Consider the following 21,129-nt stretch of genomic DNA (forward strand, 5'->3'; position numbering starts at 1 on the left):
CTTATTTTTGATAGGTAAAATTTCACTAAAAATGTCAATCCATCAAGATCAATACCTCAATGATTTAAAACTAAAATTCGAAAGCTACGCTCCGATTTCAGCAGCTTCCTGGCAGTTAATCGAGGACATCACCGAAATTCAATCCATTAAAAAAGGAGAGGTTTTATTAGAGAGCGGACAAATTGCAAAAGAGATTTATTTTGTAGTCCAAGGTGCTTTACGGTCTTTTATTACTGATGCCGCGGGTAATCTCTATAATAAAAACATTTTCCTCGAAGGCCATTTTGCCGGTTCGAAGGCTTCATTGTTACAGCAAACTCCCTCTCATTTTACCCTTGAAGCACTTGAAGATTCTATTTTGATTCAGCTTGACTACAAAAAATACAGAGCGCTCATCGACCAGCACAATGATCTGAAAAATTATTACATCGCCTACTTAGAAAAAAACTGGGTGATCGAAAAAGAACAGCGCGAGATAGCACTGGTCATGCAGAATGCTACTGAAAGATACCTGCATCTTTTGTCGAACCATCCCGATCTTTCAGAGCGCATTCCGCTGCTTCATATCGCCTCACACTTAGGAATTACGCCTACCCAGCTAAGCCGTATCCGAAAAAATCTCGAAAAAGATTTGTAAATCAACATATGTAAAGGTTTCCCATAAAAGCCGGAAGTATCTTTGTCTTATATTCTTATAACAAGTATCAAAATGAAAAATGTAAACTTAATCGAGGACAACATAAACAATCTTACTGAATTGTGGAAAACCGTTAGCGGCTCTTTCCTATCCTATCATACCACTGCTCTTTTTGAATATAGCAAAATCGAAAATTCAGGCTGGCCCAATAAATTGTGGTTTCGAAATGACATCTCTAAAAAGGATGTTACCGAAATTAGTACAATCCTGCAGGCCAATTCAGAACTGGCTTTTGCTTATTGGGACATCTTCGGAACCAAATCGTACGAAATACTGGATGCCTACGGTTTCCAATTAAAAAGCGAGCAGGTAGCGATGGCTTTAAAATTAGATCAGAAATTTTCACTGCAACACCAGCTGACTTTTAAAAGAGTTTCCACAGAACAGGATGCTAAAATTTGGTCCGATTTGTATCCCCATGCTTTTGGTTATGTGATCAGCAAAGAAATTCTGATTCATAATCATCAGGATGTTCAGTTCTATCTGGTTTCTTTAGACCAACAGCCCATCGGGACTTTTATGCTGTTTCAGACTCAAAACACAGTCGGAATTCATGGTCTTGGAGTCATTCCGGAAATGCGCCGAAAAGGTTTCGCCGAAGAAATCATGAAATATGCACTCAATCTTTCTATCGATTTAAAGGCAGATTATGCCTTACTACAAGCCTCTGCCATGGGAAAAGACATTTACACCAGATTAGGTTTTGAAGATTTGTTTGTTATTAAAAATTATGTTTTAAACGCGAATTAAATATCCTTTGGGGTTAAATTAAAAATTACAAGTTTCAGGTTTCAGGTTTCAGGTTTCAAGTTTACGCAATCTTGTCATTTCGAGGAACGAGAAATCACATACAGAAATCACATACGAGGAGCAACAGAGATTATCGACTTAGTTTGCGGAGTTTCTGGTGTGATTTCTCCCTTTGGTCGAAATGACAAAACTGTGTATGAAGTGAGGAGACCAGGCTGAGCGAGAGTTTTCAGGTTCCAAGTTCCAAGTTCCAAGGTTCAAGTTTCAAGTTTCAGGCTCCAAAAATCTAATTATCTAATTGTCTAATTACCTAATTACCCTCTCTCTGTCCCAAATGCCCCTAAAATAGTCGTAAATGTGTATTCCAACCAAAAGATAAGAATCGTAAGTTTGTAATGAATTAATTAACAACCTTTTAAAAACAACCCCATGAAAAAAGCGAAAATTATTTTTTGGATTACTACTACCATTATCTTTTTATTCGAAGGCGTTATGCCGGCTTTAACTTCACAAACCGAATTGGCTAAAGAAGGAATCAAACATTTAGGCTATCCTGAGTATTTCGGAAATGCCTTAGTCGTTTTTAAAATCCTTGGAGTTCTGGTGCTCGTGATACCGTCAATTCCAAAAAACGTAAAAGAATGGGCTTATGCCGGTTTTGGTTTCGACTTCATATTTGCCTCCATAAGCCATGCTGCGGTCGACGGAATCAATTTTCAGGCCTTTTTCCCTTTGATCTTTTTAGTAATTCTGGCGATCTCTTACGTCTATTATCATAAAATAGAACGTTACAAAAACATCGCTTTGTAAACGTTTGGCGTGATGATAGAAGTTTATAAAACAAATGTTCAGGAAGTGGAGCAATCGCTTTTGATTGTGAGGAAACTTCTTGAACATTTTCCTGATAGTCTTATTAATTTTGATTTAGAAGACTGTGATAAAATTTTACGCATACATGCATCGTCAATTTCGAATCAAAAAATAATAGAACTTCTTGGCTCCTACGGCTATCACTGTGAAGTTCTGTTATAAATCTTTAGAAATAATACAAACAACTGATTTATAAAGTTTTGTAAATAAAATTTGTAAATTTGAAACACTATCAACCTTCAAACCATACCAAATGAATCTACCGGCTGGACATCAGACCATTATGCCTTATTTAATCTTAAATGGCGCGTCACAATTTATAGAATTTACTAAAAAAGTATTTAATGCAACAACTTCTTCCGATCATGTACTGCGCGAAGACGGAACGGTTATGCATGCCGAAATTATCATAACCGGAAGTACTATCATGGTTACAGACGTAGTGGAAGACTGGCCCAGACAAACCGCTAACCTATTTGTTTATGTCCCGAATGTCGATGAAACCTATAAAAAAGCATTAGAAAATGGTGCTACCAGCATAATGGGAGTCAGCGATAAAGAGTATGGCAGAACTTGCGGCGTTACCGATCCGTTTGGGAATGTCTGGTGGATCACTACAATTCTTTCTTAAAAACAAAAAACACTTATGAAAACGGAATTAAAACAAGACATTACCACTACTATCGGACAATTTTACGATACGCTTTCTCTTTTTACGCAGAACGAAGTAAATCAAGTACCGTTTGAAGGAAGCTGGACTGGCGGACAGGTTGCCCGTCATATTATAAAATCGACCTCAGGGCTGCGTCAGGTTTGCGAAGCGAATACACAAAAACTTCCCGCCAACTACGACGAAAAAATTCCTCTAATCAAAGAGATATTTCTCAATTTCAGCACCAAATACAACTCCCCTGATTTTATATATCCCGAAGACCGCGAATATGATAAAACCGAGTTGCTTTCGAGTCTTCAAAGAATTGAAAAGGAAATGCAGGATATTGCCGAAAATTATGATTTAACACTCACCTGTATGGATTTTGAAATACCGGGTATTGGAAATTTAACAATCTACGAGTTATTAAACTTCTGTGTCATGCACTCCAAAAGACATTTAAATCAATTGCAAAACGTTTATAATGTTGTAAAAAACTAAATATGAGATCCAAAACCAAAACCATTTTAACCTCCTGGCTCGTTGCCGGGACATTAGACCTGACGGCAGCCATTACAGTTTATGCTTTTATACTCCAAAAAACCACTGCAATAAAACTGTTGCAATCCATTGCAAGCGGCGTTTTTAAAAAAGAAGCCTACAGTGGAGGCTCATTAATGGCACTCTTCGGTGTTGGATTCCATTACTTAATTGCACTAAGCTTCGCCTGGTTTTATTTTATCATTTATCCTTATTTGCCATTTCTCAAAAAAAGTGCAGTTGTTTCAGGATTCCTCTATGGAATATTCGTCTGGATCATTATGAATCTAATTGTATTGCCAATTACCTTTCCTGTGCTTCCCGAAAAACACTTAGATTTCCCGTTATTCCTGTCCATGTTGATTCTGATGTTCTGCATCGGACTTCCCATTGCACTTATAACGCGAAAATATTATAGTTTTCAGACGCAGTCCTAACGGTAAACCTGAAATACAAAACGTCAAAAATCCCTTTTCATACAAAGGGATTTTTTTGTTTTTAGCCCCTTAACGTAACTTTTCTACTTTTATTTTGCTCATACAATGTTAATTATATAAACTTCCAAAAAAGTTGTGTAAGATTTATACTTCAGTAATCAGGTAACTTTAATCTTTGATACTAAGAAGGAAATCCGCCTTTTAAAAATTCGTATCAGCCGATTTTTGATTTAATTCTTAAAACACAACATTTTGATTCTCACTATAAAAAATACATTCACCGAAATAGGAAATGCAACGTTGTTTGCCAAGCAGTTTTTTAAGGAGGTTTTTGTGCCTCCTTATGAGGCCAGAGAGTTTATCAAACAATGTTATGCCATTGGCTATAAATCATTGCCTTTGGTGGCCATAACCGGTTTCATTATGGGGCTGGTCCTCACGCTGCAATCACGTCCGACACTTGTTAATTTTGGGGCAGAATCCTGGTTGCCCGGAATGGTAGCCCTTTCGCTCATAAGAGAAATTGCTCCTGTAATTACGGCTTTGATCTGCGCCGGAAAAATTTCCTCCGGAATTGGTGCCGAACTGGGCTCGATGAAAGTAACAGAGCAAATTGATGCGATGGAAGTCTCCGCCATTAATCCGTACAATTATCTGGTAGTGACCCGAATTTTAGCCTGCACGCTAATGGTTCCTATCTTAGTCATTTTTGCAGATGCGGTAGGGATACTAGGTGGTTATGTTGGAATTAATATTCATGGGGATGTTAATTTTTATCGTTATCTGACTCAGATTCTACAGTCATTGGAGTATTTAGACCTCATTCCCGCCACGATTAAAACTTTCTTTTTTGGATTCTTTATCGGAATGATAGGATGTTTTAAAGGGTTTAATGCCTCTAACGGAACTGAAAGTGTAGGTAAAGCAGCCAATTCAGCAGTGGTAACGGCTTCCCTCAGCATTTTTATTATCGATATGGTTGCCGTTCAAATAACCGATTTATTCTTTTAACCATGATTAAAGAAAAAGAAAATAAAGCCACTACAAAAGAAAAAAGCAAAACTCCAATCATAGAGATCAGGGATTTGCACAAAACTTTTGGTACCGATAATACCGTTTTACAGGGTGTAAATCTGACCGTCAATAAAGGAGAAGATTTAGTGATTCTGGGACGTTCGGGTTCCGGAAAATCGGTCACCATAAAATGCATCGTAGGACTAATAACTCCGGATCAGGGCGAAATAAGAGTGTTTGACGAAAATGTGCTGAACCTAACCAAACCGGAGCTCAATAAAATCAGAGTCCGAATTGGTTTTTTGTTTCAAAGTGGCGCTTTGTACGATTCAATGTCGGTACGCGAAAATCTGGCTTTCACTTTACAAAAACACAATAGGGATTTAACGCCAGAAGAAGTCGAGCATGAAGTGATGGAAGCGCTGGACAACGTAGGTTTGAGTGATGCCATCGATAAAATGCCAGCCGAATTATCGGGTGGGATGCAAAAAAGAATTGGCTTGGCCAGAACCTTGATCTTACAACCGGAAATCATTTTATACGACGAGCCTACAACTGGCTTAGACACTATAACCTCCCGGGAAATAAGCGAATTAATTCTGGACATTAAGCACAAGCGCAAAACGACCTCGATCATTATTACCCACGATATGGCCTGCGCAAAATTGACTGCTGACCGGATTATGGTTTTGAAAGATGGCGTCATACATGCCGAAGGAACTTATGAAGAACTGGAAAAAAACGAAGACGAATGGGTACGCTCATTCTTTGAATAAAGCAAAATAAATAGTAGAAATCATGGATAAACAATCTGGATATACCTGGAAATTAGGAATGTTTGTAGCAATTGGATTGCTACTTTTTATAATGGCCATATACTTTATAGGGAAACAAAAAAACCTCTTTGGCTCCACCTTTCACATTAGCTCCCGATTTAAAACTGTGAGCGGTTTAGAAGTGGGCAATAATGTTCGCTTTTCGGGAATCAATATCGGTACGGTCGAAGAAATCAGACTGATTAACGACTCGTCTGTAGTGGTTTCAATGGTCATTAAAGACGATGTTCGGGAATTTATCAAAACAGATGCCCGCGCCAGTATTGGTTCGGACGGATTGATGGGAGACAAAGTCCTGACTATTTCTCCCGGTGTAAAGTCACAAAAGGCAATTGAAAACAATGGTGCCATAGCTTCAATCGACGGAATCGAAATGCAGGACATCATGAAAAGTGTCAAGAAAAGTGTTGACAATGTAGGGGTTATTTCAAACGAACTGGCCATTTTCAGTCATAGCATGAACAACGGAAACGGTGCTCTGGCCAGACTGGTTCGCGATGATAAGATGGCGAATAGCGTTTCGAATACCCTTTCGAATCTGGAAAGTGGTACCAAAGGTTTTAGTGATAATATGGAAGCTGCCAAAAGTAATTTCCTGTTGAGAGGATACTTTAGAAAAAAAGAGAAAGAAAAGGAAAAACAGAAAGAGGAAGCCAAAGAGAAAAAGGAAGAGCAGCAGGAAAAAGCCAACAAAGAGAAAGAAGAAAAAGCGAAAGACGAGAAACAAAAACAGGAAAAGCAAAAGGAAGAAGAGGCTAAAAAAGCAGCTGCCGGAAAAGAAAAATCATAGTTGTTTTTGCCAACAAATAAAAACACAAACTACACATTATTAGGTATTTACAAACAAAAATATAACATAACAAAACTACAATGAAAACGAAGAAACAAAATAAAAGCAGTACCTTTGAGAAATTCGCCACCCATGTTTCTAAGGCGGCAGGAAGTACTCCTGCTTTTATTAGTGCCTTTTTAATTGTGGTCATCTGGGCAATTTCGGGACCCTTTTTCGGTTATTCGGAAACCTGGCAACTGGTGATTAATACCGGAACTACTATTATTACTTTTCTGATGGTTTTTTTAATTCAGAAAGCGCAAAATAAAGATTCACTTGCCATTCAGTTAAAACTAAACGAGCTGGTTGCTTCCAACGAATACTCAAGCAACAGTTTGGTAGATATCGAAAGTATGACGGAAGAAGAAATGATTATTGTGCAGAAATACTACCAGCATCTTAGTGCGCTTGCCAAAAAAGATGAGAGCATCAGAAACTCACATTCGATTGCAGAAGCCCACGAGCAGCACCAGCGAAAAGACAAAACCCGAACAAAATCCCGTACCCCAAATCGCACTAAAAAATGAAACTACGATCGACCGAAACTTTCTGGCTCCTGAGGAATGCTATGAAAACCAGCTATCCTTCTATCGATTCCGACAAAAACACAGCAATTTTAATCATCGGCGGCGGAATAACCGGAGCCCTGATCGCCTACAAATTAATTGCTGAAGGAAAAAAAATTATATTGGTGGATCGTCGTGATATTTGCAACGGAAGTACCGCGGCAAGTACAGCTTTACTGCAATATGAAATTGATGTTTCCTTACACGAACTCATCGAAATGAGAGGGTTAAACTGTGCCCTTGACAGTTATAGAAACGGTAAAAAGGCAATTTTTGACCTTCGTACGATAATCGATACCATAAAAAGCGACTGTCAGTTTGAATTCAAAAAAAGCATTTATTATTGTTCGTTAAAAAAAGATCTTCCCTTTCTGAAAGCTGAATTCAACACCCGAAAAGAACATGGATTTGATGTGAACTGGCTGGAAAAATGGGATCTCGAAAAACTGGGTTTAAATGCCCTCGCAGCAATCGAATCTAAAACTGCGGCCGTGATGGATCCTTTTAAACTCGCCAATGATTTGCTGATCTACTGTCAAAAAAAAGGCATGGAAATTCTGGATAGAACCAACATTACTGCTATAGAAAAGCAAAACGGGAAACTGATTGCCAGTACTGAAAACAACTACAACATTACCGCAGATCATATCATACATTGTAGTGGTTACGAAAGCACCGAAACACTCAAAGAAAAAGTCGTAGACCTAAAAAGCACTTATGTCATTGCCTCCGAAAGCCTGCCCGTTCTGCCGGCAGCGTTCCGAAATGCAATTTTTTGGGATACCTCCTCTCCCTATCTCTATTTTAGAGCGACTTCCGACAATCGCATCATTATGGGCGGTGGTGATGAAGAGTTTAAAAACCCTGTAAAGCGTGATAAATTATTACCCAAAAAAGAGCAGCTTTTATTGAAGAAGTTCCAGCGAAAATTTCCGGATATTGATTTCAAAATCGATTATTCGTGGGCCGGAACTTTTGGAGAAACAAAAGACGGACTTCCCTATTTTGGGAAACCCGATCCCCATAAAAATGAGCATTATGTACTGGGTTTTGGCGGAAACGGAATTACTTTTAGCGTCATAGGTATGAACTCGATACTGGACTCGATTAACAATACCAAAAATCAGGATTTAGATTATTATCGGTTTGGGAGATAGCTTTTTTTTGAGGGGCAAAGAGGCAAAGTGGCAGAGGTTCAAAGGTTTTTTGTTGTATTCTAAAAGCTGGTTATTGAAGCTAAACTGCAAATAATACGAACATCACTTTCTTCTCAAAGTTTTAATGAAACGCTTTAAAATTAACGTTTAAAGTCTTTACTTTACTGCGGTACAAACGCACTATTCATGAAAAGTTTTTCATTCTCTCCTTTATCCGACAAAGAGGCTACTATTTTGATTTTAGGGACAATGCCCGGAACAAAATCACTGGAATTAAACCAATATTACGGACATAATCAGAATAATTTCTGGAAATTTATGTTTGCCATTTTGAAAGAGGATTTCTCGAACGATTATGAAATTCGAAAAACGCTGCTGCAAAAAAATAATATTGCTGTATGGGATGTTTTACAGCATTGCGAAAGAGTGGGAAGTTTGGATAGCGCTATAAAAAATGAAACCGCAAATGATTTTGAAACGTTTTTGCAACAGCATCCCAAGATCACCACTATTCTTTTTAACGGACAAAAAGCGGCAGCATTCTTCAAAAAATATGTTCAACTGAAAAAAACGTATCAACTCATCACCTTACCCTCCACAAGTCCTGCAAACGCTGGTAAAACCTATCAGTCTAAACTGGAAGAATGGAGATTTTCTCTTGGCGCACAACACCGTAATCCGGACACCCTTCACACCGATTAAAGTACTTCCTTAAAAGTATCGAAAACCTCTAAAATCTTCTCAGCTTTAAATTAGAGAAGAAACATTTGTTGGCTTAGTCATTTTTTGGAAAAAGTTATTCTATTTTAGGGTAGCTTTGTTATATCATTCAAAACCAAAACGATATCATTATGAAAATTCAAACCTATTACAATCATATCCGGTTTTATACTCCACATCATTTTGTTTATTATCCGGTTTTAGTCTTATTTTTAGGAAGCAGTATTTATTTTGCTTTCACTACCGAAAACACCCTTATCTGGTGCTTTATCAGTGTTTGTTTTGTGTTTTTATTCTGCCTTGCGTATATGCTGCGCCAGCATTATGCCCTTACGCTTCAAAACCGAATTGTACGATTGGAACTTCGCTATCGCTATTTTACACTGACCGGAAAAAGGCTCGAAGAATTTGAATACAAACTAACCGACGATCAGATCTTTGCTTTAAGATTTGCTCCCGATAATGAAATTCTGCCTCTGCTTCAGGATGCCCTTAAAAACAACCTCAGCGGAGACGCTATTAAAAAAGCCATCGTACACTGGAGAGCCGATTACAACAGGGTATAAAAAGCAATTCATCTCTCGTTCACCTGACTTAGAACCGTTACAACTCAGCTCTTCTTTTCTTATTGAATAAAATATAAATTAGAAAAAGAATCACCCAAACCGTTGCAATCACACCAAAAAAGATCGCTATAATTGACGGATGCAGATAGTTGGGTTCGTAAAACAGCCTCTCGAGGGTTGAAAATTTCTCCGTTAATGCTTTTCGGTCAAAATTGTTTCTGATCGCATTCAGCATCTCATCCTTATGGTCTCTAAAGTAAAAAGCATCTGCCGCAAGCTGCTTCGGAACGATATTACTTTCGATCTTATACTTTTTCAGAAGTGTATCTAACTTTTGAAAATGCAACTGCAGCGAATCTTTCCCGTATTTGTACAATAGCTTATATCGTTGCACGGCAGCATCCAACTGTTGTTTTTCAGGTGTAACTCCTGCTACGGGTTTAAAAAGTGACTTGTTTTCGAGAAAAATGCAAATGCTGTCATCGTACTGAGGACGTACTTCCTGGCCTTTAAAAATAATTTCGGTACTGTCGTTAATGGTCTTTTTGGTTATAATTCTTCCGGTAAGTTCTTTTTTATCAAAACCTAATTCATCCAGAACGCTACTGGTCACTGTCGAAGCTTTATCAAAATCTTTGGTCAGTACTTTTAAAGTGTCGATACTATAATACCTGCTTTCTGTATTGTAATACCCATTTGAGATCAAAACACTATCCACTTCCTCCACCACCGGATATGGTTTTGGACATAAAATATGAACCGGATTAAATAATTTCTCCGAACTGTATGAGGTATAATTGTATAAAAACGGATTCAAAACATTCAGTAACGTTTTGTCTTCATTCAATTTATGCTCTGACAGTTCGCTTCGTAATTTGGCATTCAGTCCAAAACTGTAACTGATAAAAAAGGAGAAACTCAAGAAACAAATCAGCAGCAATAAAAGACCGATTTTAAGCAAGTTGCCAAAAGCATAGTCCTTTCGGGAATGTTTTTTAACTAAAAAAATCAGGAAGAAAAATAAAAATAAACCGCTGATAAAAAAATGGGAAATGGAAACATCATCATAAAATTTGAATCTGTAAAATTCAAAATAAGTATTGATAGCGGCAAGACCTTCAAACTTAAAAAAGCCATATAAAAAATAACCTAAATGAATCAACAACAGTACTACAAGTGATTTTACGAAGAATTGCTTTAATTTTTTATCCATATTGTATTTGAGAATTTACTCTCAAATATAGCCAATCCGATTTAAAAATGAAATTTTTCTACGCTGCCGCGAAAAAAATAGTTGCGGCTCTGCTCTGTCCATCCAACATACAAAAAAACAGAGCCTCTAACTCAGGTCAAAAGCTCTGTTTTTTTCATAAAAAGAGTCTTTTCGTAAACTCCTCTGACGAAAACTTTATTATTCTGATCGTTCCAATTGAAGAACAACGTTTTGATAATGGGTACTTAACGAGAATAACTGTTCAGCAAAAATCATAATGGCCAACGGAATAAAGAAAAAGGACAGTAAATTTTCCTGATATAAAAAATAGGTCGTTACCATAAATATTCTCAGGTATTCCAGATAGTAAATCCATCTTCTTTGTTCCAATAGCGCACCGCAATTGACCAGGGTTACCAGAATAATTAAAAGCACAAAAACTTTATCCGGCAGGTACAGCCAGTCAAAATAATACGTAAAAACGGTTAGAAATAAAGTACAGATTCCAAGCTGTATATAAAGATAGTTCTTAAACCGAAGTCTTTGATGCGGATTTGCCTTATCCTGTAAAAAACGTTTCTCCAGGGTTGGCCGAATGTCCTGATCCATATGCGCGGGACTGCCAAACACCGCCTTCCATTTTGCTTTAAATCCTGTAGAGCGTTTCCACAATTCATAGATTTCAAAATAATAGTGAAAATGCTGCCACAAAAAGCTATAGCTCTTGAGCGGATGCGTTAAACCGTACTTTGGTTTTTCTTCTTCTTCCTGAAAAGTTCCAAACAGACGATCCCAAAAAGTAAACATATCACCATAGTTTTTATCCAGATACTTCTCGTCAGAAGCATGGTGTATGCCATGAACAGAGGGTGTTACAAAAACATACTCCAGCCATTTTATTCTGCCTATAAGCTGCGTATGCGTAAAAAACGAATAGGCTCCGTGCACAATCAGCATGGTAATGACCATTGACGGATGAAAACCAAGCAGCGGCAGTACACACCAAAATCCCGTTCTGATTACTGCCTGAAAGGTTGTAATTCTGGCTGCTGCCGTAAAATTAAACTCTTCGCTATGATGATGCACGATATGTGCGGCCCAGAAAAAATTGACTTCATGCCCCAATCGATGGTACCAATACCAGACAAAATCGGTCGCAAGAATTAAGGTAATCCAAACAAAAGCATTGCTTGGAATGTCAAAAATTCGATAGTTATCATAAATCAAATAATACAGTTGGTAAAAACTGGCCGCGATAAACAAATTGATTAAACGCTCTGCAATACCAATGCTGATATTTGAAACTGAACTTTCATAATTAAAAATTTCCGGTCTCTTTCGGCGCTGTGCAAGCTTGTACTCTAAAAAGAGGAAAAGAAAAAAAGCAGGCATCGCGAAGGCTAGAAAATTAATATGTTCCATTCTAAAAATTACTTTATTAATTCATAAAAAACTTAAAAAAAACACTTCAACCTGTCGAACAAGATTAGTAAACAGCTTACTACTCCTCTTAAACAAAGATATTTTCATCAATTAGTACCTTCTCTTTTGAAAATACTATTAATCAATGAAAACAATCTTTATAGGTAAAAATCTAATTTTTAATTCTGCTTAAATTTTGGAGTATCCAGTGCCACTTCTTTTACGGATTGCGTGTCGGCCACTTTTTGCAACGCAATAATATAAGCTGCAATACGCGGCGTAACATTGTGTTTGGAAGCGATTCTAAACACAGTTTCAAATCCCTTTTCCAAGATGTCTTCTAAACGGGTATTGATCTGGTGAATTCTCCAGGACTCCAAAAGCGAATTCTGAAGCCATTCAAAATACGACACTGTAACACCACCTGCATTGGCCAAAATATCCGGGACTACCAAAACATTATTGTCGTGCAGTATTTTATCGGCATCTGAAGAAACCGGTCCGTTGGCGCCCTCCACAATAATTTTTGCACGAATATCGTGAGCATTCTTTTGTGTGATTACATCTTCTTTGGCGGCAGGAATCAGTACGTCAACATCTAACAACAACAAATCTTCGTGTTTAATGGCAACCGAATTCGGATATCCTTTAATGCTCTTGTTGTTCAGGTTGTAATACAAAATCAATTCCGGAATATTAAGTCCTTCAGGATTGTAAAATGCTTCAGAAACATCACTAACCGCAACAACTTTTAGTCCTTTTTCAAACAAAAACAAAGCCGAATGCAATCCCACATTTCCAAAACCCTGAATGGCTACGCTAGATCTCGCAGGTCTTAGTTTTAATTTTTCAAGTGCCAGTAAAGTTATAATACTAACTCCTCTCCCCGTTGCTTCTACTCTGCCCAATGAGCCTCCGGAATGCAAATGTTTTCCGGTCACTACGGCGTGAATTGTTTTACCATGAACAATAGAAAATTCATCCATCAACCAGCCCATTTCATCGGGTCCTGTTCCCATGTCCGGTGCCGGTACGTCCTTTTCAGGTCCAAAAATATCCGACAGGGCTTTGGTGTAAGCTCTTGTAATTTTTTCCAATTCACCTTTAGAAAGCGTTCTGGGATCGCAAATAATTCCGCCTTTTGCTCCTCCAAACGGAATGCCTGTTACAGCCGATTTCCAGGTCATCCAGGCTGCGAGTGCCTTTACTTCATCGAGATTTACTGCTGTATCGTATCGAATGCCTCCTTTTGAAGGCCCTAAAGCCGTATTGTGAATAACGCGATAGCCTTCAAAGTTTTTTTCGGAGCCATTGTCTAGTGTAATCGAAAAGTTAACGACAATTTGTTTTTCCGGACGCTGAAGTTTTTGTCTGATCGCTTCATCTAATTTAAGAATATCAGCCGCAACGTTAAAACGATCAATCATCGATTGAAAGGGATTCTGTTTTATTAATTCTGCACTCATAACTATATATCTTTTAATTGGGGATTTAATTTTGAACTTTATGTTTTAAAAAGTGTTTTTACTATTGGTAAACTCCTGCACTAGCAAGGGATTTTCCTGAGACAGCATCGCATCATAATGTTGGTATTTCTATTAGACCTCATTTCTTTAATTTTTTGACCGTTCTAAAAAAAGCCTTTCATGGTGCATGAAAGGCTAAAAAAAAAAAATAACAAGTACTTTTCTATTAACGCCATTTCATCGCATAGTCCTGCATGCGGCACATCGTGAAGCTGCATAAAAATGTGATGATATATTGACTATAGTTTCTCATTGTTATTGCAAATCTATAAAAATATTTTATAAATTCTATAGAATTAGTAGAGTTTATTTTCAAATAGTAACCTGCAACCGAAAAAACAGCTGTAAACTAACAATTTAGCGCCGTAAAATTTTTATTTGAATTGAGAAAAAACAATAAAAACAATCGCTATTAGCGCCAGAAAGATTCCGATAAAGTTAATTTTGGATAGTTTTTCTTTAAAAAAAAGCAAGCCGACAAGACTTCCTAAAATGATAACTCCCATGTTCATTCCTGCAAAAACGGTTGAAGGATTTTCGGCGAAAGCCTTATGTGCTTTTAAATAGAACAGTATGTTTCCGAAGTTAAAGATTCCGACCAAAGCACCAAAAAGAATGTTTTTAGACTCCAGCTTTACTTTTTTAACACCAATTTCATAGATCGAAATCAAACATGCAACCCCCAAAGCGATACAAAAAACAACAAATAAAGACGTTGGATACGGCAAAGTGGTATAAAGTGCAATTTGCTTAAAAAGGATATCAATGATCCCGAAACCTACTAACACAACAGCAGGGAATATCCATTTATTTTCTGTGTTTTCCGATTGCTTTTTCAAAATGAGCAAAAGGGCCAAAAAACCAATGATCAGCCCAATGACTTTATAAGAATTAAATTCTTCCCTAAAAATCAGCCAGGCCGCCAGAATGGGTATGAATAACGATAATCGTTGGGCTGCGTCAGTTTTTACGATTCCCATATTTTTGATGGATGCCACCAGGAATAAAAAAACAACCGGCAACAAAACTCCAATCGCAATATAAATGCTCCAGGGCGCTGTTGCGTCGACTTCATTCAGATTCGGACTAAAGGTAAAATAACACAATGCAAGCGCCACAACATAATTAAACGCTATAATTTGGGTGGGTTGTGTATGGTATTTTCGGGTAATTTTAAAAATTACGCCCACAATTACACTGCACAATATACTGAGAACAAGAAACAACATAGGATTATATTTTGATTGCAAAAATAACGCTTAAACTCCTTTTGTTCTATTTTTTATTTCTTTTATTCCGGCCTTTCTGATTTCTACTTGTATAATTTTTCCTTTACCGTTTTTAACAAATTCCAATGTTATATCGTTATTGTCTGAGCGAAAGAATTTTGTTGGTGATTCCGGCAGCAATTCAATGGTATAACCCGCATAATACAGCTTGTTTTCTTTTTTTACAATTTTGATATTTTCATATTCGCCTATATACTGATCGTAAACCTTAGCATCTGCAGCTACCTGAATGTGTTTGTACGGAAGCTCTGTCTCTTTCCCAAAACATATTCCGGCCAGACCATAAGAGATATAATACGATTTTGATTGATTGTTAGATAAAACAGTAATGAAAACTTTATCCTCAGTAAATTTATTAAAAGAGGTCATTGCCCCATAAAAACCTCCATCGTGCGCAATTAACGGATGCCCCTGATTGTAAACCGGATTGATCATTAGGCCAAACCCAAAATTTTGCGCATTATACGATGTAAACATCTTTTTCTTAAATTCTTCCGACAGCAAAGTCTCACCATCAAAAAGCGCTTTATTCCACAAATTTAAATCGTCAACAGTTGAATATATACCGTCATGCCCCAGATTAAAATTCCAGTTGATGTATGGGTTTTTAGTTAATTTGTTGTCCTTAAAATAATACAGCTGAGTCATTTTATCGACAACAGCATCATTAGTCGAAACTCCGGAATTGTACATTTTAGCTTTATCGAATAAATTTTGCTTTAAATACTCCGCATAAGATTGTCCGGATACTTTCTCAACAATGCGCGCTAATAAGTGATATCCAATGTTACTGTAGGCTGTACCGGCTCCCGGTTCAAACAGCAAAGGCTTTTTTGCCAGATACGTACAAACAGAATCTTTATTGAGATCTGTTCTGATCAAGTACAATTCGTCAAAATCCATTTGAAAACCCGCATTGTGGGATAACATCATTTTCAACGTAATCTTATCTCCTTTAGGGAAATCGGCAAAGTATTTACTCAATTGATCGTCTAGTGACAGTTTTTTATGCTCTGCCAATTGCAAAATCGCGACAGCGGTAAATTGTTTTGAAACCGAAGCCAAACTAAATTTTGAATCTGTTTCATTTTTTACTTTCCATTCATAATTTGCAAAACCATATGCTTTTTTTAACAGTACAGAATCGTTTTTAGAAACCAATACCGTACCGCTAAAACCATTAACAGCAAATTGTGCATCCATGTATTGTTCTAACGCTTTGCTAAGCTCTTTTTGTGAATATCCGAAAGTAAATACCAACAATACGATTAGTGTTAATCTTGATTTCATGCTACTTATTTTTACAATTAATGATAATTTTATGGAGTGTTTTATCCAGTAATGCTATTTCTTCTAAAGACAGCCCCTGAAGTGCCGTTTGCCGATTGATCTCAATAACCGGTTGTATTTCCTGAAGTGTTTTGATACCTTTTTTAGTGATCTCCAGATTAAATTTTCTTCGATCCTCGAGATGAATGGTTCGGGTGATGTATTCTTTTTTAACCATTAATTCGATCATTCTCGTAATTGAAGCACTGTCTTTAAATACCAGATTTGCCAGTTCGTTTTGGGAAATGTCCGGATTGTCATTTAGTATAATTAAAACCAGGCATTGATCTACCGTGATATCTTTTACAACCTTTGTAATGTTTTTTTGCGCCAGTCTTCGATACTCTTTAATTGCTTTCTCTAAGGAGTACAGCGCTGTTCCGGTTGGATTTTCAAGTTTCATGTTTTTTTTATTTGATACAAATATAATTGATATATCAATATAATTTCAAAAAACTTTAAACCCGACAAGTTTTTTTTAACCTGTCGGGTTTAATGATTCAAATTTTAGTCGCTTTTTAACCAGCCTGTGATACTCATTCTGGTGTTTTGGGTAACCAGAACTTCATGTACCAATTCATTACTTTTAAAGAAAACAGTTTTCCCCTGAGTGGGTGCAATTTTTTGATTGTTATTTTCCTGATGAATCATTAATTCTCCACCATCACTTTCCTGCCAATTGCTGTTCAGATAGCTGATCATCGAGTATTTTCGGCCGGGATTGTTTTTAAACTGATCCAAATGCTTCAGATAAAAATCTCCGGTTTCGTATAACGAATAATGAAATTCATAGCCCGTAATTCCGGTATAACAACTTCTATTCAAATACAATATGAAAGCATCTATTTTATCAAAGAACTCATTTTCAAAAACATTGTTGTGCTTTTTATCCAGCCAGTAAATAGAATCGCTGCGTATAGCACCATCATAGGACAGTTTTTCTGAGTTTCCGATTCCTGCAGCCAGCAATAAGCTTTTACGATTTAAATCTATCAGATTTTGTTTTAAATGATTGGCCAGTTCGGGACTTAAAAAATGCTCCGATATTCCAACTTTGTTTTCTATATAACTCGCAATCAAATCTTCAAAACTATCTTCCATTTCTATTTTGGGAAACTGCAAATACAGTCAACGGAGCAAGGTAGCCGAAATAAAACTGGTAATGGGCTTTTTACAAAATAATAAACCCGACAGGTTTTAATTATCAAAAAAATATCGTTTTTTTCTTAAACAACAAACCCGACAGGTTTTAAAAACCTGTCGGGTTTAATTTAAAAAAATAGATTATAAACTACAATTTACTGATATAACTTCCGTACATATCTTTAAACTGATGTCCTTTTGCAAAACGGTCTTTGCTCAGTTTTCGGTATTCGACCAATCCCCACAGAATAAATTCTTTCATGAAATACAAATCTTTTTTATCCAATTGAGGCTGGTATTTCTTTATTAAAGTATCTAAAGGCGTCACTTCATCTAAAATGCTCTGATACTCGGCATCTGAAGCATCGTCTAACAATTCGAAACCGCTTTCGGCAAAAAACCACTCGATTACATCTGAATAAGGTGTTTTTTCCCCGGGTTTTTCCAGCTTTTCAATTTTAGGCAGAAGTGTTGGAAATAAAGTTCTGATGGCTAAACCAATTAAGTTTTGTGCCACGACAGCAGCTCCCTCCTGCTCTCCTTCATAAACCAATTCTACTTTTCCGGTTATTGCAGGAATGATCCCAACAAAGTCAGACAAACGCAAAGTTGTTTTTTCTAGCCCCGCTTTCAAGGCACGACGCTCGGCGGTACTCATTAAATTTTCGAAAGCAGTAATGCTCATTCTCGCGCTTACACCACTTTTATTGTCGATGTATTCGCTTTCCCTCGCTTCAAAACTAATTTGCTCTAAAATATCTTTGGCCAGACCCGGTACATAAACGGATCTGTGCTGTGTTTCATCCAATTTTGCTTCCTGCTCTGTAATGGCTCTTGCAATGGCAATATTTTCAGGATAATGCGTCAGGATCTGCGAACCAATTCTGTCTTTTAAAGGGGTAACTATACTTCCCCTGTTGGTATAATCTTCCGGATTTGCCGTAAAAATAAACTGCATGTCCAGTGGCATTCTCAATTTAAATCCCCTAATCTGAATGTCACCTTCCTGCAAAATATTAAAGAGCGCTACCTGAATTCTGGCCTGTAAGTCCGGCAATTCGTTAATCACAAAAATGCAGCGGTTTGCTCTTGGAATCATTCCGAAATGTATCACGCGGTCATCTGCATAAGACAGCTTTAAATTGGCTGCTTTTATAGGGTCAACGTCGCCAATTAAATCGGCTACCGTAACATCTGGTGTGGCTAATTTTTCGAAAAAACGCTCGTTTCTGTGCAACCATGAAATCGGAGTATCATCGCCTTTTTCGGCAATTAAATCTTTTGCAAAACGTGAAATTGGGTTTAACGGATCATCGTTAATTTCAGAACCTGTAACAAACGGAATGTACTCGTCGAGCAATTCAACCAGCTTACGCGCCAGACGTGTTTTGGCCTGACCGCGAAGTCCTAATAAATTGATGTTGTGGCGGGATAAAATAGCGCGTTCCAGTTCCGGAATCACCGTATTTTCAAAACCGTGAACGCCTTCAAAAACAGGCTTCCCCGATTTGATTTTCTCCCTAAGGTTATTTCGCAATTCATCTTTGATGCTAATACTTTTATATCCTGCGGCTTTTAACTGACCTAATGTGTTTGTATTTTTTATTTCCATTTTTACTGATTGAAAAATTTCTAATTTGCTTCTTTTTTTAAACTTTTAATAGCCTTTTGTTTCTCTCACACTCCGACTTCCCTTAGCAGGACAACAGTGACTGAAACTGAGACTGAGACTAAACACTACCTCACTCTCTTCTTCCTATTCGTTTCGTAATCTTCAAAAATCATCTCTCCCAAACCTTTTAATCCGGTGTAAAATGCTTTTCCCTGATTGGCTTCGGTAAAATGGTTGACAAAACGCTGCAAATACGGATCGTTTGCAATCATAAAGGTGGTAATCGGAATGTGCAGTTTTCGGGCTTGTTGTGCCTGTGTGTAACATTTATCAACGATGTACTCGTCGAGTCCGTTACTATTCATATAATACGAACCGTCGCGCTCGCGCACGCAGCTTGGCTTTCCGTCGGTAATCATAAAAATCTGTTTGTTGGTATTTCGCTTTCTGCGCAAAATATCCATAGCCAATTGAAGTCCGGCAACCGTATTGGTATGATAAGGGCCAACTTGCAGATAAGGCAGATCTTTAATCGGAATGGTCCAGGCGTCATTTCCAAAAACCAAAATATCAAGTGTGTCTTTAGGGTAACGTGTTGTGATTAATTCGGCCAAAGCCATGGCCACTTTTTTTGCCGGTGTAATTCGGTCTTCTCCATACAAAATCATGCTGTGACTGATATCGATCATCAAAACAGTACTCATTTGGGCTTTGTATTGCGTTTCTTCTACAACCAAATCATTTTCGGTCAGCATGAAACTTTCAACACCATTATTAATCTGAGCGTTTCGCAGACTTTCGGTTAACGAAATTCGTTCTAAACCATCCCCAAAACTAAACTCCCGAAATTCTCCTGTATGTTCGTCACCATTTCCGGCATGTTTTGTTTTATGATTTCCGTTTCCGGACCGTTTCAGATTGCCAAAAATCTGATCCAAAGCTTGTTGTCTGATGGCGCGTTCTGTTTTGGCGGTAATTCCAAAACCACCACTTCCATCAGGTTTCACTTCGTCTTTTATATAACCTTTCTTTTTTAAATCTTCGATAAAATCATCGATCGTGTAGTTTTCGTCCGTTAGCTTGTATTCTTTGTCTAACTCCCGAAGCCAGTTGATAGCTTCGTCAAAATCACCCGAAGTATGGGTAATCAGCTCTTTGAAAATACCAAAAAGCTTTTCAAAAGGAGACTGAAACGGGGCTTCATACGTCTTAAAATAAAAACCCTTTTTAATTTCATTTTTCATAATTCTAAAATTACGCTATTTTAGAATTATGAAAAAAGAAACAGTTATTAATTTTTAGTTAAAAATTTTGAATAAAATCAGCTAAATTTAGCGTGAAGCTTAGTAATTATTCAAACTTTCCATCCAGATAATACCAAGCATTATTTTCGAATTTAAAGGTCGAAAATTCATAATGTATCTGAGGTTTATGATCTGAATCAAGAAAATAGGCTTTAAACTCAACCGTATTTTCCGAATGGCTTAAAATTTCCAGTTTTTGCCAGCTGTTACTGGTCGCCCATTTTAAAATCTCTGCTTTTGAATAATACTTTCTTTCTGAAACAGCGGTAGTTTCTAAAAGATAATCCACATTATGCGTAGCATAGGCAGAGTAGCGCGAACGCATTAATGCTAAAGCTGTCGGGGCTTCCTGGTTGTTTTCCAGATACAAACCACAACAGTCCTCAAATCTTAATCCGGTGTCGCAAAAGCAGTTTTTACTCTCCATCAACCTGCTCTTCTCCATTAATTTTTACATGCAGCTGATTCAGAAGTACCTGATATCTGCTGATTTCTCTCAGATCCTCATCTTCTTCAGCATGGTCCAGCATCTCATCTAAAACTTCATTTACTTCCAGTAATTTGTTGTTAGCTTCTCTGTTGTTTTTTGCAGCAATTAAATCTATGATTTCCTGTACACTTATTTTTAAATCTTCGAATTTACTCATGTCTGTT

General features: G+C 37.3%; 24 protein-coding genes. 13 read left to right on the plus strand and 11 right to left on the minus strand.

The genetic code is table 11. The features are described 5' to 3' along the window. Window positions 1-31: 31 nt before the first annotated feature. The 13 genes from OLM61_RS20065 (at window position 32) to OLM61_RS20125 (ending at window position 9,637) form a co-directional block, all read left to right on the plus strand. Entirely contained in the window at window positions 32-637 is a 606-nt protein-coding gene (locus OLM61_RS20065) for a Crp/Fnr family transcriptional regulator (RefSeq protein WP_264524365.1), read from the plus strand. Window positions 638-709: 72 nt separating this feature from the next. Beyond that, the gene (locus OLM61_RS20070; protein WP_264524366.1) at window positions 710-1,447 is read left to right on the plus strand and encodes a GNAT family N-acetyltransferase; all 738 of its coding nucleotides are present in this window, start codon (window positions 710-712) and stop codon (window positions 1,445-1,447) included. 429 nt (window positions 1,448-1,876) lie between these two features. Next, window positions 1,877-2,257: a DoxX family protein gene (locus OLM61_RS20075; protein WP_264524367.1), complete on the plus strand. Its 381-nt coding sequence runs from the start codon at window positions 1,877-1,879 to the stop codon at window positions 2,255-2,257. 313 nt (window positions 2,258-2,570) lie between these two features. Further along, complete coding sequence (locus OLM61_RS20080; RefSeq protein ID WP_264524368.1) at window positions 2,571-2,948, plus strand: VOC family protein; 378 nt, start codon at window positions 2,571-2,573, stop codon at window positions 2,946-2,948. Window positions 2,949-2,963: 15 nt separating this feature from the next. Beyond that, window positions 2,964-3,470, plus strand: coding sequence for a DinB family protein (locus tag OLM61_RS20085; RefSeq protein WP_264524369.1), 507 nt, complete (start codon window positions 2,964-2,966; stop codon window positions 3,468-3,470). A 2-nt stretch (window positions 3,471-3,472) separates the two neighbouring features. Further along, window positions 3,473-3,946 carry a DUF1440 domain-containing protein gene (locus OLM61_RS20090; RefSeq protein ID WP_264524370.1) on the plus strand — a complete coding sequence of 158 codons (474 nt, stop codon included), beginning with the start codon at window positions 3,473-3,475 and terminating at the stop codon, window positions 3,944-3,946. Window positions 3,947-4,198: 252 nt separating this feature from the next. Continuing rightward, window positions 4,199-4,957 (plus strand): MlaE family ABC transporter permease, encoded by a 759-nt coding sequence (locus OLM61_RS20095; protein ID WP_264524371.1) that lies wholly within the window; start codon window positions 4,199-4,201, stop codon window positions 4,955-4,957. A 2-nt stretch (window positions 4,958-4,959) separates the two neighbouring features. Then, a complete protein-coding gene (locus tag OLM61_RS20100) occupies window positions 4,960-5,736 on the plus strand; it encodes an ABC transporter ATP-binding protein (RefSeq protein ID WP_264524372.1) in 777 nt (258 codons plus the stop codon). A gap of 22 nt (window positions 5,737-5,758) precedes the next feature. Further along, window positions 5,759-6,586: an MlaD family protein gene (locus OLM61_RS20105; protein ID WP_264524373.1), complete on the plus strand. Its 828-nt coding sequence runs from the start codon at window positions 5,759-5,761 to the stop codon at window positions 6,584-6,586. Window positions 6,587-6,666: 80 nt separating this feature from the next. Continuing rightward, window positions 6,667-7,155 (plus strand): low affinity iron permease family protein, encoded by a 489-nt coding sequence (locus tag OLM61_RS20110; protein ID WP_264524374.1) that lies wholly within the window; start codon window positions 6,667-6,669, stop codon window positions 7,153-7,155. Next, window positions 7,152-8,351 carry an NAD(P)/FAD-dependent oxidoreductase gene (locus OLM61_RS20115; RefSeq protein WP_264524375.1) on the plus strand — a complete coding sequence of 400 codons (1,200 nt, stop codon included), beginning with the start codon at window positions 7,152-7,154 and terminating at the stop codon, window positions 8,349-8,351. The genes OLM61_RS20110 and OLM61_RS20115 overlap by 4 nt, the downstream gene beginning before the upstream one ends. Window positions 8,352-8,537: 186 nt before the next feature. Further along, on the plus strand, window positions 8,538-9,053 hold the full coding sequence (locus OLM61_RS20120) for a DNA-deoxyinosine glycosylase (RefSeq protein WP_264524376.1): 516 nt from the start codon (window positions 8,538-8,540) through the stop codon (window positions 9,051-9,053). A gap of 149 nt (window positions 9,054-9,202) precedes the next feature. Continuing rightward, the gene (locus OLM61_RS20125) at window positions 9,203-9,637 is read left to right on the plus strand and encodes a DUF6526 family protein (RefSeq protein WP_264524377.1); all 435 of its coding nucleotides are present in this window, start codon (window positions 9,203-9,205) and stop codon (window positions 9,635-9,637) included. A gap of 37 nt (window positions 9,638-9,674) precedes the next feature. Here the strand turns inward: OLM61_RS20125 and OLM61_RS20130 are convergent, their stop codons facing one another. The 11 genes from OLM61_RS20130 to OLM61_RS20180 form a co-directional block, all read right to left on the minus strand. After that, window positions 9,675-10,850: a hypothetical protein gene (locus OLM61_RS20130; protein WP_264524378.1), complete on the minus strand. Its 1,176-nt coding sequence runs from the start codon at window positions 10,848-10,850 to the stop codon at window positions 9,675-9,677. Window positions 10,851-11,048: 198 nt separating this feature from the next. Continuing rightward, on the minus strand, window positions 11,049-12,272 hold the full coding sequence (locus OLM61_RS20135; RefSeq protein WP_264524379.1) for a sterol desaturase family protein: 1,224 nt from the start codon (window positions 12,270-12,272) through the stop codon (window positions 11,049-11,051). 179 nt (window positions 12,273-12,451) lie between these two features. Further along, window positions 12,452-13,738, minus strand: coding sequence for a Glu/Leu/Phe/Val family dehydrogenase (locus OLM61_RS20140; protein WP_264524380.1), 1,287 nt, complete (start codon window positions 13,736-13,738; stop codon window positions 12,452-12,454). Between the two features lie 434 nt (window positions 13,739-14,172). Further along, window positions 14,173-15,027 (minus strand): EamA family transporter, encoded by an 855-nt coding sequence (locus OLM61_RS20145; protein ID WP_264524381.1) that lies wholly within the window; start codon window positions 15,025-15,027, stop codon window positions 14,173-14,175. A gap of 30 nt (window positions 15,028-15,057) precedes the next feature. After that, the gene (locus OLM61_RS20150; RefSeq protein WP_264524382.1) at window positions 15,058-16,377 is read right to left on the minus strand and encodes a serine hydrolase domain-containing protein; all 1,320 of its coding nucleotides are present in this window, start codon (window positions 16,375-16,377) and stop codon (window positions 15,058-15,060) included. A gap of 1 nt (window position 16,378) precedes the next feature. Further along, entirely contained in the window at window positions 16,379-16,819 is a 441-nt protein-coding gene (locus OLM61_RS20155; protein ID WP_264524383.1) for a MarR family winged helix-turn-helix transcriptional regulator, read from the minus strand. Between the two features lie 104 nt (window positions 16,820-16,923). Beyond that, window positions 16,924-17,517, minus strand: coding sequence for a 2OG-Fe(II) oxygenase (locus OLM61_RS20160; RefSeq protein ID WP_264524384.1), 594 nt, complete (start codon window positions 17,515-17,517; stop codon window positions 16,924-16,926). Between the two features lie 190 nt (window positions 17,518-17,707). Beyond that, window positions 17,708-19,171, minus strand: a complete 1,464-nt coding sequence (locus tag OLM61_RS20165; protein WP_264524385.1) for an AAA family ATPase — start codon at window positions 19,169-19,171, stop codon at window positions 17,708-17,710. 125 nt (window positions 19,172-19,296) lie between these two features. Further along, window positions 19,297-20,415, minus strand: coding sequence for a vWA domain-containing protein (locus OLM61_RS20170; protein WP_264524386.1), 1,119 nt, complete (start codon window positions 20,413-20,415; stop codon window positions 19,297-19,299). 106 nt (window positions 20,416-20,521) lie between these two features. Beyond that, window positions 20,522-20,920 carry a YchJ family protein gene (locus OLM61_RS20175; protein ID WP_264524387.1) on the minus strand — a complete coding sequence of 133 codons (399 nt, stop codon included), beginning with the start codon at window positions 20,918-20,920 and terminating at the stop codon, window positions 20,522-20,524. Beyond that, window positions 20,892-21,122: a hypothetical protein gene (locus OLM61_RS20180; RefSeq protein WP_173967418.1), complete on the minus strand. Its 231-nt coding sequence runs from the start codon at window positions 21,120-21,122 to the stop codon at window positions 20,892-20,894. Before OLM61_RS20180 ends, OLM61_RS20175 begins: the two co-directional genes overlap by 29 nt. Between the last annotated feature and the right edge of the window lie 7 nt (window positions 21,123-21,129).

The organism is Flavobacterium sp. N502536 (genome assembly GCF_025947345.1).
Taxonomy (GTDB): domain Bacteria; phylum Bacteroidota; class Bacteroidia; order Flavobacteriales; family Flavobacteriaceae; genus Flavobacterium.